Genomic DNA, 16,193 nt, shown 5'->3' on the forward strand with positions numbered 1-16,193 from the left:
ATGCTGCCCCTAATCATTGTCCTGAGGCCGTCCCATGTCCCTGAGTGCTGAACAGATCGGTGAATTGCGCACCTTTGCCGAGCAGTTGGCCGATGCTGCCGCTGTGGCGATCCAGCCTTATTTCCGTGCCAGCCTGGCTGTCGAGGACAAGGGCGGGCGTTTGTACGACCCTGTCACCGTAGCCGACAAGGCGGCGGAAGACGCCATGCGTGAGCTGATCCAGGCCCGTTACCCCGACCACGGTATTCTGGGTGAGGAAGCGGGTGTCGCCGTCGGCAGCAGCCCGTTGACCTGGGTGCTCGACCCAATCGACGGCACTCGTGCCTTCATCACCGGCCTGCCGCTGTGGGGAACGTTGATTGCCCTGAACGACGGCACGCGCCCAGTGGTTGGCGTGATGAACCAGCCGTTCACTGGCGAACGCTTTGTCGGCACCCCTGAAGGTGCGTGGCGCAGCGGTACGCCGCTGCAAACCCGTGCCTGCACCGACCTGGCCTCGGCCACACTGATGTGCACCACCCCCGACATGTTCGATACCGCCGAGCGCAAGGCTGCGTTCGAGGGCGTTGCCGGCCGGGCGCGGTTGATGCGTTATGGCGGTGATTGCTATGCCTACTGCATGCTGGCTTCGGGCTTTGTCGATGTGATCGTAGAGGCCAGCCTGCAGCCGTATGACGTGCAGGCATTGATGCCGATCATCGAGGGAGCAGGTGGGGTGATTACGGCTTGGGATGGTAGCTCGGCGCAGCATGGTGGTTGCGTGGTGGCGTGTGGTGACCCGGCGTTGCATGCGCAGGTCGTGGAGATGTTGCGCCACGCCATGTAGTTGAAGCGTCGCCCGCAAATCCCCAACCACTGCACTTTTTCCGTTTTCGAGGCTCTATGCTTGGCCAGGCTGCCTTGACCCCCAAGGCAGCCGCCGAATATCGACCCGGTGCCGATGGTTGCAAGCTACCCAAGTTTCTTCTCCCGCCTGTTGCTGGCAGGCGCCCTCACATGCCTGTGCGCCTGCACCCAGGAGCAAGGCCGTGACATCGTTAATCAGTTCGGCAACGGCAAGCCCAGCGAGCTGTTCCAGACCAGCGTCGACCGCATGGCCACGCTGTCCATGCGTGACAACCTGCAAAGCCTGTACCTGCTGATGAACAAGCTGTACCAGCGCAATCCCAACCAGTGGAAGATGTCTGGCTACATCGACGCCGCCACCGCCGAGCGACAGATCCGCATCGCCATCGAGCAACGCCAGCCATTGCCGCAACTGGGCAACCGCCGCGACCTGGCGGCATTGAGCTACGCCCTGAGCCCGGAGTTTCGCGGTGATCGTGTTGGCGCCTTCATTTACGCCATCGGCAGCATGCTGATTACCGCGCATGGTGGGCGTACCGATTTCTACATGACCGATACCATCGACCCGCTGTTCGTCAACAACGCGGCGCGCAATATCGAGAAGGCGACCTGGATGCTCAGCCAGCGGCAGGACGCGAATGGGGTGCTGCTGCTGTTCTCCAACGAGATCTCCGAAGAGGGCAGTAACCTGAGTTTTGCCGTGGAGTTTGGCAAAATCGTTGCGCGGCTGGATCTGCTGGCGGAGTTGCTGGATGAGCGTTATCGGCGGATTGGCCTGAATTACGCGCAAAGCCTGCTGTTGATGAATTTTCTGCCGGTGCAGTAAAAGATCGTCAAATCATACTGATATTTTTGCTAGTTACACAATTATCTTGGTGTGCCATTGCTATGTGGTATTCCATGCTCAGGATGTTGTAATTACCGTTCGATAAACGAACACTGGTTTCACTCGGCATGTCCGCTATCCGCCCATCCAATCCCTTCTCCACATTGCCCAACCCCCACCTTTTTGCTGTAGTGTGGCTATCCGCCGGTTGTCGCCTGCCCCCGCGACCCGCAACCGGCCCGATAGAATGACCGTGACGACCGCGACCACTGCCCACAAGGCGGTAGGAGGCGGCGACCAGAACAATAACGATACCGAGTGCCTTGCCTATGGAAAGCCGCCTGCTGAGCGAGCGCAGTAGCGTGTTTCATCACGCCGACCCTTATGCTGTGTCCGATTATGTGAACCAGCACGTAGGCCAGCATTGCATCGGTCTGTCGCGCACCACCCACCCTCAAGCCAGCCTCAGCCACCGCAAGTTCGCCGAACTCGACCTGTGCCGCATCAGCTACGGCGGCAGCGTGCGCGTTACCTCGCCAGCGCTGGAAACCATCTACCACCTGCAAGTGCTGCTCAACGGCAACTGCCTGTGGCGCGGGCACAAGCGCGAGCATCACCTCGTGCCGGGCGAGCTGTTGCTGATCAACCCCGACGACCCGGTTGACCTGACCTATTCGGAAGACTGCGAGAAGTTCATCCTCAAGGTGCCCACCCGGCTACTGGATTCGATCTGCGACGAACAGCGTTGGCATCGGCCAGAAGGCGGTGTTCGGTTCTTGCGCAACCATTACCGGCTGGATGAACTGGACGGGTTCGTGAACCTGCTGGCCATGGTTTGCCACGAGGCGGAAGTGAGTGATTCGCTGCCGCGCGTGCAGGGGCACTACAGCCAGATTGTCGCCAGCAAGCTGTTGACCCTGATGAGCACCAATATCCGCCGGGAAAGCCTGAGTGCGCCGCAAGCTGGTCTTGAGCGCATTCTCGACTACATCGAGCGCAATCTGAAACTGGAGCTGTCGGCCGAGGTGCTGGCGGAGCAGGCCTGTATGAGTTTGCGTTCGTTGTATGCGCTGTTTGACCAGCATTTGGGCACCACGCCCAAGCATTACGTGCGCCAGCGCAAGCTGGAGCGGGTGCATGCGTGCCTGAAGGACCCGACTTGTGGTGTGCGCAGCGTGACAGAGCTTGCTCTGGATTATGGCTTCCTGCATCTAGGCCGGTTCTCTGAGGTGTACCGGCAGCAGTTTGGTGAGCTGCCTTCGCAGACGTTCAAGCGGCGGGGATGACACGCGCCAGCTTGGGCACCTGATATTTCTGCCAGTTGTTTGCATTTCATGCGCAAGCCACCCTTGGGTTTATCTCGGGTAAAGGGTGGCAATCATGCCGACTTCATTGCAGTACACCGTTTATGGGCACGATGGATGTGATCAATTCGCGCGAGTGCTGCGCTTCAGCGGGCAGAGAAAAGAATCTGCCACAGGATACTACCTGCTGGGGAATGGATACCGTGCGTTCAATCCGGTTTTGATGAGATTCCACAGCCCTGACAGTTTGAGCCCAATGGGTGCTGGAGGATTAAATTGCTACGCCTACTGTGGCGGGGATCCTGTTAATAATACTGACCCAACCGGTCACATTCGGCTGCCGAGTATCAGGCTCAAGGCAGGAAACGCTAAAGGCGGATATAGCTTCAATCCAGATTTCAAGACCAGCACTCTTGAGCGCCGTGTGGTGAGCCCGAGCACGGTAGCTACAGTGAATGCATTAGGCCGTGGTTACGGCTCTCAAATTGAGCCGATTATTAACGCTCCTGTCTGGACTGATCCGGAAAAATTACTGGTGCAAGGAACGACACTCAAGGTGTCTAGCAATTATGGCGAAAATTTGAAGCGGGCTGCCGGTTTGAGCGTTCATTCAGCTGCAACCCCAATAGGGTCTCAAAGCGATTTGATGGAGGCGCTCAACCTGCTCGCTCCGCTCAACGATAAAATGCAAGCAGCCGAAACCCACTTTCCACGAGTCAGTTGGCTTCATGATCCCAAACGAATTGTTCCCGCAGTAAGAAGGCCGCATACCGCTGGATAGCACTCTGCACAATCCGGATAGTCCCCCGCCAGTCGTCTCCCTAACCTGACCAGGTCTAAACAATAACAAGGGAGACCCTGGCCATGTCCCTGGGATTCGACTACCTCAATGCCATGCTCGAGGACGACCGTGAAAAGGGCATCTACCGCTGCAAGCGCGAGATGTTCACCGACCCACGCCTGTTCGACCTGGAGATGAAACACATCTTCGAGGGCAACTGGATCTACCTGGCCCATGAAAGCCAGATCCCCGAAAAGAACGACTTCCTCACCCTGACCATGGGGCGCCAGCCGATTTTCATCGCGCGCAACAAGGACGGTGAGCTCAATGCCTTCCTCAACGCCTGCAGCCACCGCGGCGCCATGTTGTGCCGGCACAAGCGCGGCAACCGCTCCAGCTACACCTGCCCGTTCCACGGCTGGACGTTCAATAACAGCGGCAAACTGCTGAAGGTGAAAGACCCTAGCAACGCCGGCTACCCCGACAGCTTCAACTGCGACGGCTCCCACGACTTGACCAAGGTGGCGCGCTTCGAGTCGTACCGGGGCTTTTTGTTCGGCAGCCTGAATGCCGATGTAAAACCGCTGGTAGAACATTTGGGTGAATCGGCCAAGATCATCGACATGATCGTCGACCAGTCGCCAGAAGGCCTGGAAGTGCTGCGCGGTGCCAGCTCGTACATCTACGAAGGCAACTGGAAGCTCACCGCCGAAAACGGCGCCGATGGCTACCACGTCAGCTCCGTGCACTGGAACTACGCCGCTACCCAGAACCAGCGCAAGCAGCGTGAAGCCGGTGACGAGATCAAGACCATGAGCGCCGGCGCCTGGGCCAAGCAAGGCGGGGGCTTCTATTCCTTCGACCATGGCCACCTGCTGCTGTGGACCCGCTGGGCCAACCCGGAAGACCGCCCGGCCTACGAGCGCCGGGACCAGCTGGCTGCCGACTTCGGCCAGGCCCGTGCCGACTGGATGATCGAGAACTCGCGCAACCTGTGCCTGTACCCGAACGTGTACCTGATGGACCAGTTCAGCTCGCAGATCCGCGTTGCGCGGCCGATTTCGGTGAACAAGACCGAAATCACCATCTACTGCATCGCGCCCAAAGGCGAGAGCGCCGATGCCCGCGCCAAGCGCATTCGCCAGTACGAAGACTTCTTCAACGTCAGCGGCATGGCCACCCCGGACGACCTGGAAGAGTTCCGTTCCTGCCAGACCGGCTACGGCGGCGGCACTGGCTGGAACGACATGTCCCGTGGCGCGAAGCACTGGGTCGAAGGCGCCGATGAAGCCGCTAAAGAGATCGAGCTCCATCCGCTGCTGTCTGGCGTGCGCACCGAGGACGAAGGCCTGTTCGTGCTGCAGCACAAGTATTGGCAGGACACCATGATCCAGGCCCTGAAGGACGAACAGCAGCTGATCCCTGTGGAGGCCGTGCAATGAGCCTGTATGAAACCGTGCGCGACTTCCTCTACCGCGAAGCGCGCTACCTGGACGACGCCCAGTGGGACCAGTGGCTGGAGCTGTACGCCAGCGACGCCAGCTTCTGGATGCCGAGCTGGGATGACGATGACACCCTCACCATCGATCCGCAAAGCGAAATCTCGCTGATCTGGTACGGCAACCGTGGCGGCCTGGAAGACCGCGTGTTCCGTATCAAGACTGAGCGCTCCAGTGCGACCGTGCCGGATACCCGCACCTCGCACAACATCAGCAACATCGAGATCGTCTCGCAGTGCGAGGGCAGCTGTCAGGTGCGTTTCAACTGGCACACCCTGAGCTTCCGCTACAAGACCACCGACAGTTACTTCGGTACCAGCTTCTACACCCTCGACCTGCGCGGCGAGCAGCCGCTGATCAAGGCCAAGAAAGTGGTGCTGAAGAACGACTACGTGCGCCAGGTCATCGACATCTACCACATCTGATACAGGGTTTTGCGAGCATTGCCCGGTGCGTCCTGCGACGCGCCGTGGGCCGGCTCGCCCGCGAGGTGCAACATGAGCTACCAGATCGCACTGAATTTCGAAGACGGGGTTACCCGTTTCATTGAAGCCACCGGCCATGAAACCGTGGCCGACGCTGCCTACCGCCAAGGCATCAACATCCCGCTGGACTGCCGCGACGGCGCCTGCGGCACCTGCAAGTGCAAGGCCGAATCTGGCCGCTACGACTTGGGCGACAACTTCATCGAAGACGCCCTGAACGAAGACGAAATTGCCCAAGGCTACGTACTGACCTGCCAAATGCGCGCTGAAAGCGACTGCGTCATCCGCATTCCGGCCTCGTCGCAGTTGTGCAAGACCGAACAGGCCAGCTTCGAGGCGGCCATCAGCGATGTACGTCAGCTGTCGGCCAGCACCATTGCCCTGTCGATCAAGGGCGAGGCCCTCAGCCGCCTGGCCTTCCTGCCGGGGCAGTACGTCAACCTCAAGGTGCCGGGCAGCGAGCAGAGCCGTGCCTATTCGTTCAGTTCGTTGCAGAAGGACGGCGAAGTCAGCTTCCTGATCCGCAACGTGCCGGGCGGTTTGATGAGCAGCTTCCTGACCAACCTGGCCAAGGCCGGCGACAGCATGAGCCTGGCGGGGCCGTTGGGCAGCTTCTACCTGCGGCCTATCCAGCGCCCGCTGTTGCTGCTGGCTGGCGGCACTGGTCTGGCCCCGTTCACCGCGATGCTGGAAAAGATCGCCGAGCAGGGCAGTGAACACCCGCTGCATCTGATCTATGGCGTGACCAACGATTTCGACCTGGTTGAACTGGATCGTCTGCAAGACTTTGCAGCGCGTATCCCCAACTTCACCTTCAGCGCCTGCGTAGCCAACCCGGACAGCCAGTACCCGCAGAAGGGCTATGTGACCCAGCACATCGAGCCGCGCCACCTGAACGATGGCGATGTGGACCTGTACCTGTGCGGGCCGCCACCCATGGTGGAAGCGGTCAGCCAGTACGTACGCGAACAGGGCATTACCCCGGCCAACTTCTACTACGAGAAGTTCGCGGCAGCGGCCTGACGGATCAAGCAGGAGAAACACATGAACAACCGATTCCAAGGCAAGGTCGCCCTGGTCACCGGTGCCGCTCAAGGCATCGGCCGTGGCGTGTGCTGGCGGCTGAAGGCCGAAGGCGCGCAAGTGGTGGCGGTAGACCGTTCCGAACTGGTCCACGAGCTGGCAGGCGAGGGCATGCTCACACTCACCGCCGACCTCGAACAACACGCCGACTGCGCCCGTGTCATGGCCAGTGCAGTGGAAACCTTCGGCCGCCTCGACATCCTGGTCAACAACGTCGGCGGCACCATCTGGGCCAAGCCTTTCGAACACTACGAGGTGGAGCAGATCGAGGCCGAGGTGCGCCGCTCGCTGTTCCCCACCCTGTGGTGCTGCCATGCCGCGCTGCCTTACATGCTCGAACGCGGTAGCGGCGCCATCGTCAACGTCTCGTCCATCGCCACCCGTGGCGTTAACCGGGTGCCTTATGGCGCGGCCAAGGGCGGCGTCAACGCGCTCACCGCGTGCCTGGCCTTTGAAACCGCTGGCCGTGGCATCCGCGTCAACGCCACCGCACCCGGCGGCACCGAAGCGCCACCCCGTCGCGTGCCACGCAACAGCGCCGAACAAAGCGAACAGGAAAAACACTGGTACCAGCAGATCGTCGACCAGACCCTCGACAGCAGCCTGATGCACCGCTACGGCAGCATCGACGAGCAAGTGGGCGCGATTCTGTTCCTTGCCTCTGACGAAGCCTCATACATCACCGGCGTGACCTTGCCGGTAGGAGGCGGCGACCTCGGCTGAGCAGCAACCTCAAGGCAACAGCTTTCCCTCACAACAAAAACAAGAGCGACAGATGCCATGCGAACCCTTGACGTACACCCGATCATCGATAACGCGCGCTTTACCCCGTTCCACTGGATGGTCATGGCCTGGTGTGGCCTGCTGCTGATCTTCGACGGCTATGACCTGTTCATCTACGGCGTGGTACTGCCGGTCATCATGAAAGAGTGGGGGCTTACCCCGTTGCAGGCCGGTGCGCTGGGCAGCTACGCGCTGTTCGGCATGATGTTCGGCGCCTTGGCATTCGGCAGCCTGGCCGACCGTATCGGGCGCAAGAAGGGCATTGCCATCTGTTTCGCCTTGTTCTCGGGGGCAACCATTCTCAATGGCTTTGCCAGCAGCCCGAGCGAGTTCGGCATCTACCGTTTCATCGCTGGCCTGGGCTGCGGCGGCCTGATGCCCAACGCCGTGGCACTGATGAACGAATATGCGCCCAAGCGCCTGCGCAGCACGCTGGTGGCGATCATGTTCAGTGGCTACTCGCTGGGCGGCATGCTGTCGGCAGGCGTGGGCATCTTCATGCTGCCGCGCTTTGGTTGGGAGTCGATGTTCTTCGCCGCTGCCGTACCATTGCTGCTGTTGCCGGTGATTCTCTACTACCTGCCTGAATCGATCGGTTTCCTGGTGCGCCAGGGCCGTACCGAAGAAGCTCGCAAACTGTTGAAACGGCTGGACCCAGAATGCGATGTACAGGCGGATGAAGTGTTGCAGGCCGCTGACCGCAAAGGCAGCGGGGCATCGGTACTGGAGCTGTTCCGCAATGGCCTGGCCATACGCACACTGGCGCTGTGGCTGGCGTTCTTCTGCTGCCTGTTGATGGTCTATGCACTCAGTTCCTGGCTGCCGAAACTGATGGCCAACGCGGGCTACAGCCTGGGTTCGAGCCTGTCGTTCCTGCTGGCGCTGAACTTTGGCGGCATGGCCGGGGCAATTCTGGGCGGCTGGCTGGGCGACCGCTACAACCTGGTCAAGGTGAAGGTGGCATTCTTCATTGCCGCTGCGCTGTCGATCAGCCTGCTGGGGGTGAACAGCCCGATGCCGGTGCTTTACCTGCTGATCTTCATTGCTGGCGCCACCACCATCGGCACGCAGATCCTGCTGTATGCCGGCGCTGCGCAAATGTATGGGCTGTCGGTGCGCTCCACCGGCCTGGGCTGGGCCTCGGGCATTGGGCGTAACGGCGCCATCGTCGGCCCGCTGCTGGGCGGCGCGCTGATGGGCATCAACCTGCCGCTGCAACTCAACTTCATCGCCTTCGCCATCCCTGGCGCAATCGCTGCGCTGGCCATGGCTGTGCACCTGGCCAGTGGCCGTCGGCAAGCTCAGGCCCTTGCGGCGCAGGCATAACCCGAAGAACAAGCGCCGGGCACCGCGCCCGGCCGATGCCTTGCCAGAGGTCCCATGAAAACCCTGATCAAGGACAGCTCGCTGTCCGCCATCGTCGCCGGCTGCATCGCCACGCTGATCTCCTACGCAGGCCCGTTGGTCATCATCTTCCACGCCGCCGAAGCCGCCGGCCTGTCCCACCAACAGTTGTCATCCTGGGTCTGGGCCGTGTCCATGGGCAGTGCCGTGCTCGGCGCACTGCTCAGCCTGCGCTACCGGGTACCTGTGGTGATCGCCTGGTCGATTCCAGGTTCCGCGCTGCTGGTCACCGCCTTGCCGCAGCTCGGCCTGGAGCAGGCCGTGGGGGCTTACCTGGTGGCCAATCTGGTGCTGCTGATGATCGGCATCAGCGGGGCCTTCGACCGCATTATCGCCCGCCTGCCCGGCTCCATCGCTGCCGGCATGCAGGCGGGCATTCTGTTCAGCTTCGGCATCGAAGTGTTCCGCGCCCTGCCAGTGCAGCCGCTGCTGGTGCTGACGATGTTCGTTACCTACGTGCTGATGCGCCGGCTACAGCCACGCTATGCAGTGGCGGCGGTGCTGTGCGTGGGCACCCTGGTGACCGTTGGCAGCGGGGCGTTTCGCAGCGATGCACTGGTGCTGGAGCTGGCTTCGCCACAGTGGGTCACGCCGCAGTTCAGCCTTTCGGCGGTATTCAGCCTGGCCTTGCCAATGGTGCTGGTGGCGCTCACCGGGCAGTTCATGCCAGGCATGGCGGTACTGCGCAACGCCGGCTACGCCACACCCGCCAGCCCGTTGATCAGCGCCAGTGCCCTGGCTGGAGCGCTGCTGGCGCCGTTCGGCTGTCACGGGCTGAACCTGGCGGCGGTTACCGCCAGCCTGTGCACCGGCCATGAAGCCCATGAAAACCCTCGGCGGCGTTATGTAGCGGCGGTGGCTGGCAGTGCGCTGTACCTGCTGCTGGGCATTGCCGGCGCCACGTTGATGTCGCTGTTCGCCGCCTTTCCAGCCGCACTGATCGCTGCCCTGGCCGGCTTGGCCCTGTATAGCGCCATCAGCGAGGCCCTGGCCCGTAGCCTGGCAGAGCCGGCCGAGCGCGACGCCGGGCTGTTCACCTTCCTGGTCACCGCTTCGGGGGTGGCGTTCCTGGGGCTGTCGGCGGCGTTCTGGGGGCTGCTGTTCGGCCTGCTGGCCCATGCGCTGCTCAGGTTGCATCGGCCACGTGCCCGGGAGGTGCTGCGCCGTACCCCATGAACTGCCGTGTTCCCAACGCTTTACCCATAAAAACAAGATCAAGAGAGCTTCGGAATGAATCACACCCCTCGTGTCGCCCTGGGCCTGACTTTGCTCAGCCAACCGCTGCTGGCTGCCGAAGGCGGCTTCTTCGAGGATTCGAAGGCCACCCTGAGTGCCCGCAACTACTATTTCAGCCGCGATTTCTCTGACATCGTCGGGGCCAACAAGCAGTCCAAGGCCGAGGAGTGGGCCCAGGGCTTCATCCTCGACTTCAAGTCGGGCTACACCCCCGGTACCGTCGGTTTTGGCGTGGACGCGCTGGGCCTGCTGGGTATCAAGCTCGACAGCAGCCCCGACCGGGCCAATACCGGCCTGCTGCCGGTGCATGGCGATGGCCGTGCCGCCGACGAGTACAGCCGCCTGGCGCCCACCTTCAAGGCCCGCCTGTCGAAGACCGAACTGCGCGTCGGTGAACTGCAACCCAACCTGCCGGTACTGACGTTCAGTGATATCCGCCTGTTGCCGCCGACATACCAGGGCGCCAGTTTGAGTTCGTCGGAAATCGACGGGCTGACCTTGCAGGCCGGCCACCTGAAAAGCACACACCTGCGTAATGAAGGCGGCGACGGCAAGATGAACGCCATGCTCGGCCATGTGCCGATGCGCCAGGCTGAAAGCGATGCCTTCAACTATGTGGGCGGGGACTATGCGTTCAACGCCAACCAGAGCAGCGTCAGCCTATGGTACGGACAGTTGGAAGACATCTATGAACAAGGGTTTATCGGCCTGAAGCACAGCAAGCCAGTAGGGGACTGGGTGCTTAGCGCAAACCTGGGCTATTTCACCGCGCGTGAGGATGGCGATGCGCTGCTGGGCAATATCGACAACCAGGCGTTCTTCTCGATGTTCACCGCCCGGCATGGCGGGCACAGCTTCCATGCTGGCTACCAGGGCATCTATGGCGATAGCCCGTTCCCTCGGGTATTCGCCAACATTTCGCCGTTGGGTAACGAGGTGCCGACGTATGAGTTTGCCTACACCGATGAGCGCTCGTACCAGGTACGCTACGACTACAACTTCGCCGCCCTGGGCGTACCCGGCCTGACGGCCACCGTGCGGTACATAACCGGTAACAATGTCGATACCGGGCTGGGTTACGAAGGGCGGGATCGCGAACGTGACCTGGACATTGGCTATGCCGTGCAGAGCGGCGTGCTGAAGGGGCTGGGGATTCGGGTGAGGAACGCCATGGCACGCTCCAATTACCGCAGTGACATCGACGAAAACCGCCTGACGTTGGTGTACACCTGGCAGCTGTTCTGAGCCAGCCAAGGGAATTGCGCACCGAGGTCGTATGAAGGTAGCTTGCGCAAATATCCCTTTCAGGAGCGCGCCCCTTGGATTCCATCACCCAAGCCGTACTCGGCGCGGCCCTGCAGGGTACCGTGCTTGGCCGCATCCAGGGGCGGCGCGCGTTGCTGTATGGCGCTGCGCTGGGCACGCTGCCCGACCTGGACGTGATCATCCGCTACGCCGACCCGGTGTCGCAGATGACCTACCATCGCGGGTTCTCCCACTCGCTGTTCGTGCTTACCGGGCTGGCCTTGCTACTGGCCTGGCTGGTCCACAAATGCTGGCCTGGCAAGGCTTACACCTTGTCCAGGTTGTTCGTGGCGTTCTGGCTGGTACTGGTTACTCACCCGTTGCTGGATGCCTTCACGGTTTATGGCACGCAGTTGTTCTGGCCACTGCAAGTCACCCCGCAAAGCTGGGCGGCGGTGTTCATCATCGACCCGGTCTACACCTTGCCGCTGCTGGCGGCGGTTATCTACGCCATCTTCAAGGGGGTGACCGCAAAGGCGACACGTCTGCTGACCCTGGCGCTGGTGTTCAGTACCGCTTACCTGGGTTTCGGCCTCGCCGGGCGTATGGCGGCGGAGCAGCGCTTCCAGGCGGCGCTGGATCAGCAAGGCATTGTCGCCAGTGAAGTGCGCGCCGTGCCGATCGCTTTCAATAGTCTGGTCTGGCGAGTACTGGCCAAGACCCCGGAGGGTGATTACTACGAGGGCATCAGCAGCGGGTTCGACCGGCAAGCGCCTGAAATGCAGCGTTTGCCGCGTAATCTGCAGCTGGCGAAAGCACTGGCAGGAAGCCCTTTGCACCAGCGTTTGCGCTGGTTTACCGATGACTGGCTGCGCTACGACCAGGTGGGCGACGCGCTGGTGGTGACCGACTTGCGCATGGGCATCCCTGGCAACTACACCTTCCGTTTCAGCATGGCCCACCGTGACCGCCAGGGACACTGGGTTGCCGACGTACCTTCGCGGTGGCAAGGCAGCGGGCCTGGCTCGATGTTCAACGGTAATGACCTGCGTTTGATCTGGCGGCGTATTGTCGACCAGCAGCCACCACTGCCGTTGGCCGCCTGGACAGACGCGTACATGAGGCCAGCCCCGAACACGCCCTAGCCAGCCTGTGGCCTTGCATTAGCTGGCTTCGGCCCCATTTATGCCGGTTCGATGTCTCCAGGAACCCGCTCATGGAACCCAACCGCTTCGGCGACATTGCCGCCTTTGTCAGTGCCGCCAAGGCTGGCAGCTTCACCGCTGCCGCCGCCAGCCTTGGCCTGACGCGTTCGGCGGTGGGCAAAAGCATCGCCCGCCTGGAAGCGCGCATGGCTGTGCGCCTGCTTAACCGCACCACGCGCAAGCTGAGCTTGACCGACGAAGGCTTGGTGGCCTTTGAGCGCTGGCGGCAGATTCTGGATGACCTGGATGAGGTGGAAAGCACCATGGCCCAGCGCCGCGGAAAGCCCACAGGCACCCTGCGCCTGACCGCGCCGCTCTCGTTCGGCCAACGTCACGTGCTTCCGATCCTGGATCGCTATCTCAAGCAGTGGCCGGAACTGCGCGCAGACATCCGTTTCACCGACCGCTTCGTCGACCTGGTCGAGGAGGGCGTAGACGTTGCGGTGCGTATTGGCGCACCCAAGGAAGACTCACAGTTGTTGACCCGCACGGTGGCTTGGCAGCAGTTTGTTACCTGCGCCGCACCGTGTTACCTGGAAGCACGCGGGGTACCCCGGGTGCCAGCGGACCTCTATGGTCATGACAAGATCGCGTTCCTGGCAGGTGAAAAGGCCATGCCCTGGCGTTTTCACACCGAAGCGGGGCTGCACCTGTGCGAAGACCCCGGCCGTTTGAACATCGACAGTTCCGAAGCCATGCTCGACGGCGCCCGCGCAGGCTTCGGGCTGATTCACCTGCCCACCTACATCACCGGTGACGACTTGCGCGCCGGCACGTTGGTAGAAGTGCTGCAGGCGTATCGGCCGCCGGCAGACCCTATTCGAATCGTGTACCCGAGCAAACGCCACTTGTCCCCACGGGTGCGTGGGTTCATCGACTTGCTGGTAGCCAGTTGGGAACCGGGCGTGCCTTGGGAGTACTGATTGGGGAATGCCAGGCCCCTATACCGGGCCTGAACCTGGGTTTATCGCTAGCGGCGCAGCAGGGAAACTGGCAGCCACTGATAATCCCCCTGGAGACCCCATGACTGCACTGTCCGTACTGGATCTGGTCATGATCGGCGAAGGCAAGACCTTCGCCGACGCGATCGAAGAGTCCCGCCAGCTGGCGCGGCATGTCGAGCAACAGCACTACAGCCGCTACTGGATTGCCGAGCACCATGACATGCCAGGCATCGGTTCGGCGGCCACTTCGCTGGTGATCAACGAAATCGCCAACGCCACCCGGCAGATCCGTGTTGGCGCGGGTGGCATCATGCTGCCCAACCATGCGCCGTTGCTGATAGCCGAGCAGTTCGGCACCCTCGATACCTTGCACCCGGGCCGTATCGACTTGGGCCTGGGCCGTGCGCCAGGCACTTCCGGGCCGACCGTACGTGCCTTGCGCGGTGCCGCGCCAGAACGTGACTTCAGCCAGGACATCGCCGAACTGCGCGACTACCTGGCCGACAACGGCAAGCGCCGGGTGCGTGGCGTGCCAGGCAGCCACGAGGTGCCGGTGTGGATCCTTGGCTCCAGCCTGTTCGGCGCCGACCTGGCGGCGAAGCTGGGCCTGCCGTACGCCTTCGCTTCGCACTTTGCGCCGCGTTACCTGCTGCAGGCGATTGCCCATTACCGGGCCAACTTCCAGCCCTCGGCGCAGTTGGCCAAACCTTATGTGATGGTGGGCATGAATCTCTTCGCCGCCGCCAGTGATGCCGAGGCAGATTACCTGGCCAGCTCCCATCGCAAGTGGATGCTGGACCTGCATGTGGGGCGTTATGGTCTGTTGCCTAAGCCGCAGGAGGGTTATGTGCAACGCCTGCCTGAGCACGAGCGTGCAGTGCTGGAGCAGGTGATGGCCTGCACCGTGGCGGGTGGGCCTGAGCGAGTGAGGGAAGGGCTGCGCTCGCTGATCGAGCAGACCGGGGCGGATGAGCTGATGATCGATTGCCGCATCCATGACCCGCTGGCGCGGCAGCGGTCGCATGCCTATGCGGCGCAGGCGCTGGCGGAACTCGGTTAAAGCTACCGGCCTCTTCGCGCGCTTGCCCGAGAGGAGGCCGGCATTGGCAACAAAAAACGGGAGCCCTTATGGGCTAATGCCAGTCAGTTAAGCCGCTTAGGCTGCAATGGGGCTTTTGGGCCTGCATGCGCCTGCCTTGAGTCATGTGGGGCTGCTGACATCGAGCGCCGCCCGCGCGGCGCTCGATGTCACAGGCGAAAAACCACCAAAGCCGAACACGTGCAAGCCAAAAACCTTACCGGACTGGCACTAGCCCATATGGGCTCCCGTTTCTGTATCAAGCCTGCTTCAGGAACGGATAATCCGTATACCCTTCAGGCCCATTGGCATAGTCGAACTGCGCCCGGTGCTCGTTCAACGGCGCCTGGAGCCGCAGCCGCTCGACCAGGTCCGGGTTGGCGATGTAACTGCGCCCGAACGCCACGGCATCGATCAGGCCACGCCCGATCAGATCTTCGCCTTTCTCGGCGGTGTAAGCACCGGCCGCGATGATTACGCCCGGGTAAGCCGCGCGGATTGCCTGGCGGAATTCGTCACGCAATGGCTTGCCACCGGCCCAGTCAGGCTCGGAGAGGTGCAGGTAGGCGAGGTTGCGCTTGGCCAGCTCGCGGATCAGATACAGGCCGGCGGCTTCCTGGTCTTCGCCATTGTCCACGCCATTGAAACCACCCAACGGGAACACGCGGATGCCGACGCGCTCGGCGCTCCAGTTGGCAACGGCCGCGTCCACCGCCTCCAGCACAATACGTGCGCGGTTTTCGACGCTGCCGCCGTAACGGTCTTCGCGCTGGTTGGCACTTGGGGTAAGGAACTGGTGCAGCAGGTAACCATGGGCCGCATGCAGCTCGATGAAGTCGAACCCGGCTTCACGGGCGTTGATCGCGGCCAGGCCGAAGTCGGCGACAATACCGGCAATTTCCGCTTCGCTGAGCGCCCGCGGCGCGGATGTTTCTACGCGTATCAGGTCGCCTTGCTCGTCACGCAGGGTAGTGCGCGCACCTGCCGGAAGTGCCGAAGGGGCCACTGGCGCTTCGCCGCCAGGTTGCAGAGAAGTGTGTGACACCCGCCCGGTGTGCCAGACCTGCACGGCGCTGTGGCCGCCATCGGCATGAATGCCTTCGTTGATGTGCTTCCAGGCAGCGATCTGTTCGGCGCTATGAATGCCGGGCGAGCCAGAATAGCCCTTGGCCTGGAAGGAGATCTGCGTGGCTTCAGTGATGATCAGGCCCGCACTGGCGCGCTGACGGTAGTACTCGCCCATCAGCGTGGTGGGTACATCGCCCGGCTCCAGGCTGCGCAGGCGGGTGAGGGGCGCCATGAAGACACGGTTGGGCAGGGTTAGGGGGCCGATTTGCAGCGGTTGCAAGAGTTTCATTGCAGCTCCAGAGGTGGAAAACCAATGGTGCGCACGATACCGGGGTGATTGGGGAAAGGGGGGACCGGGAGCCCGGCGCAGGGCTCCCCAATGAACATGTATGAACGAAAACTTAAG

Annotated in this window: 15 protein-coding genes; 14 read left to right on the top strand and 1 reads right to left on the bottom strand. The window is 61.9% G+C overall.

The window, feature by feature from the left end:
- The first annotated feature begins 34 nt into the window (after positions 1-34).
- From hisN to FHW75_RS23345, 14 genes are all read left to right on the top strand, one after another.
- Positions 35-826 (top strand): histidinol-phosphatase, encoded by a 792-nt coding sequence (gene hisN / locus FHW75_RS23280; RefSeq protein WP_183674711.1) that lies wholly within the window; start codon positions 35-37, stop codon positions 824-826.
- Between the two features lie 114 nt (positions 827-940).
- On the top strand, positions 941-1,672 hold the full coding sequence (locus FHW75_RS23285) for a hypothetical protein (RefSeq protein ID WP_016715264.1): 732 nt from the start codon (positions 941-943) through the stop codon (positions 1,670-1,672).
- Positions 1,673-2,001: 329 nt separating this feature from the next.
- Complete coding sequence (gene benR / locus FHW75_RS23290; protein WP_183674714.1) at positions 2,002-2,958, top strand: benABC operon transcriptional activator BenR; 957 nt, start codon at positions 2,002-2,004, stop codon at positions 2,956-2,958.
- Between the two features lie 94 nt (positions 2,959-3,052).
- Positions 3,053-3,757, top strand: a complete 705-nt coding sequence (locus FHW75_RS27290; protein WP_080587326.1) for an RHS repeat-associated core domain-containing protein — start codon at positions 3,053-3,055, stop codon at positions 3,755-3,757.
- 83 nt (positions 3,758-3,840) lie between these two features.
- Positions 3,841-5,199 (top strand): benzoate 1,2-dioxygenase large subunit, encoded by a 1,359-nt coding sequence (benA, locus tag FHW75_RS23300; RefSeq protein ID WP_019096258.1) that lies wholly within the window; start codon positions 3,841-3,843, stop codon positions 5,197-5,199.
- Positions 5,196-5,681 (top strand): benzoate 1,2-dioxygenase small subunit, encoded by a 486-nt coding sequence (benB, locus tag FHW75_RS23305; protein WP_027609266.1) that lies wholly within the window; start codon positions 5,196-5,198, stop codon positions 5,679-5,681. The genes benA and benB overlap by 4 nt, the downstream gene beginning before the upstream one ends.
- A gap of 72 nt (positions 5,682-5,753) precedes the next feature.
- Entirely contained in the window at positions 5,754-6,764 is a 1,011-nt protein-coding gene (gene benC / locus FHW75_RS23310; protein ID WP_183674717.1) for a benzoate 1,2-dioxygenase electron transfer component BenC, read from the top strand.
- A 21-nt stretch (positions 6,765-6,785) separates the two neighbouring features.
- Positions 6,786-7,547, top strand: coding sequence for a 1,6-dihydroxycyclohexa-2,4-diene-1-carboxylate dehydrogenase (locus FHW75_RS23315; RefSeq protein ID WP_019096256.1), 762 nt, complete (start codon positions 6,786-6,788; stop codon positions 7,545-7,547).
- Between the two features lie 57 nt (positions 7,548-7,604).
- Positions 7,605-8,933 carry an aromatic acid/H+ symport family MFS transporter gene (locus tag FHW75_RS23320; protein WP_183674720.1) on the top strand — a complete coding sequence of 443 codons (1,329 nt, stop codon included), beginning with the start codon at positions 7,605-7,607 and terminating at the stop codon, positions 8,931-8,933.
- A gap of 54 nt (positions 8,934-8,987) precedes the next feature.
- A complete protein-coding gene (locus tag FHW75_RS23325) occupies positions 8,988-10,187 on the top strand; it encodes a benzoate/H(+) symporter BenE family transporter (RefSeq protein WP_183674723.1) in 1,200 nt (399 codons plus the stop codon).
- 54 nt (positions 10,188-10,241) lie between these two features.
- Complete coding sequence (locus FHW75_RS23330) at positions 10,242-11,492, top strand: OprD family porin (RefSeq protein ID WP_183674726.1); 1,251 nt, start codon at positions 10,242-10,244, stop codon at positions 11,490-11,492.
- A 74-nt stretch (positions 11,493-11,566) separates the two neighbouring features.
- Positions 11,567-12,637, top strand: a complete 1,071-nt coding sequence (locus FHW75_RS23335; protein ID WP_025754134.1) for a metal-dependent hydrolase — start codon at positions 11,567-11,569, stop codon at positions 12,635-12,637.
- Positions 12,638-12,708: 71 nt separating this feature from the next.
- The gene (locus FHW75_RS23340) at positions 12,709-13,620 is read left to right on the top strand and encodes a LysR family transcriptional regulator (protein WP_019096251.1); all 912 of its coding nucleotides are present in this window, start codon (positions 12,709-12,711) and stop codon (positions 13,618-13,620) included.
- A gap of 100 nt (positions 13,621-13,720) precedes the next feature.
- Complete coding sequence (locus tag FHW75_RS23345; protein WP_027609262.1) at positions 13,721-14,701, top strand: LLM class flavin-dependent oxidoreductase; 981 nt, start codon at positions 13,721-13,723, stop codon at positions 14,699-14,701.
- Positions 14,702-14,978: 277 nt separating this feature from the next.
- Here the strand turns inward: FHW75_RS23345 and FHW75_RS23350 are convergent, their stop codons facing one another.
- Positions 14,979-16,076, bottom strand: a complete 1,098-nt coding sequence (locus tag FHW75_RS23350; protein ID WP_019096249.1) for an alkene reductase — start codon at positions 16,074-16,076, stop codon at positions 14,979-14,981.
- Positions 16,077-16,193: the final 117 nt, after the last annotated feature.

Source organism: Pseudomonas sp. OG7 (genome assembly GCF_014192825.1).
GTDB classification, from domain to species: Bacteria; Pseudomonadota; Gammaproteobacteria; order Pseudomonadales; family Pseudomonadaceae; genus Aquipseudomonas; species Aquipseudomonas monteilii.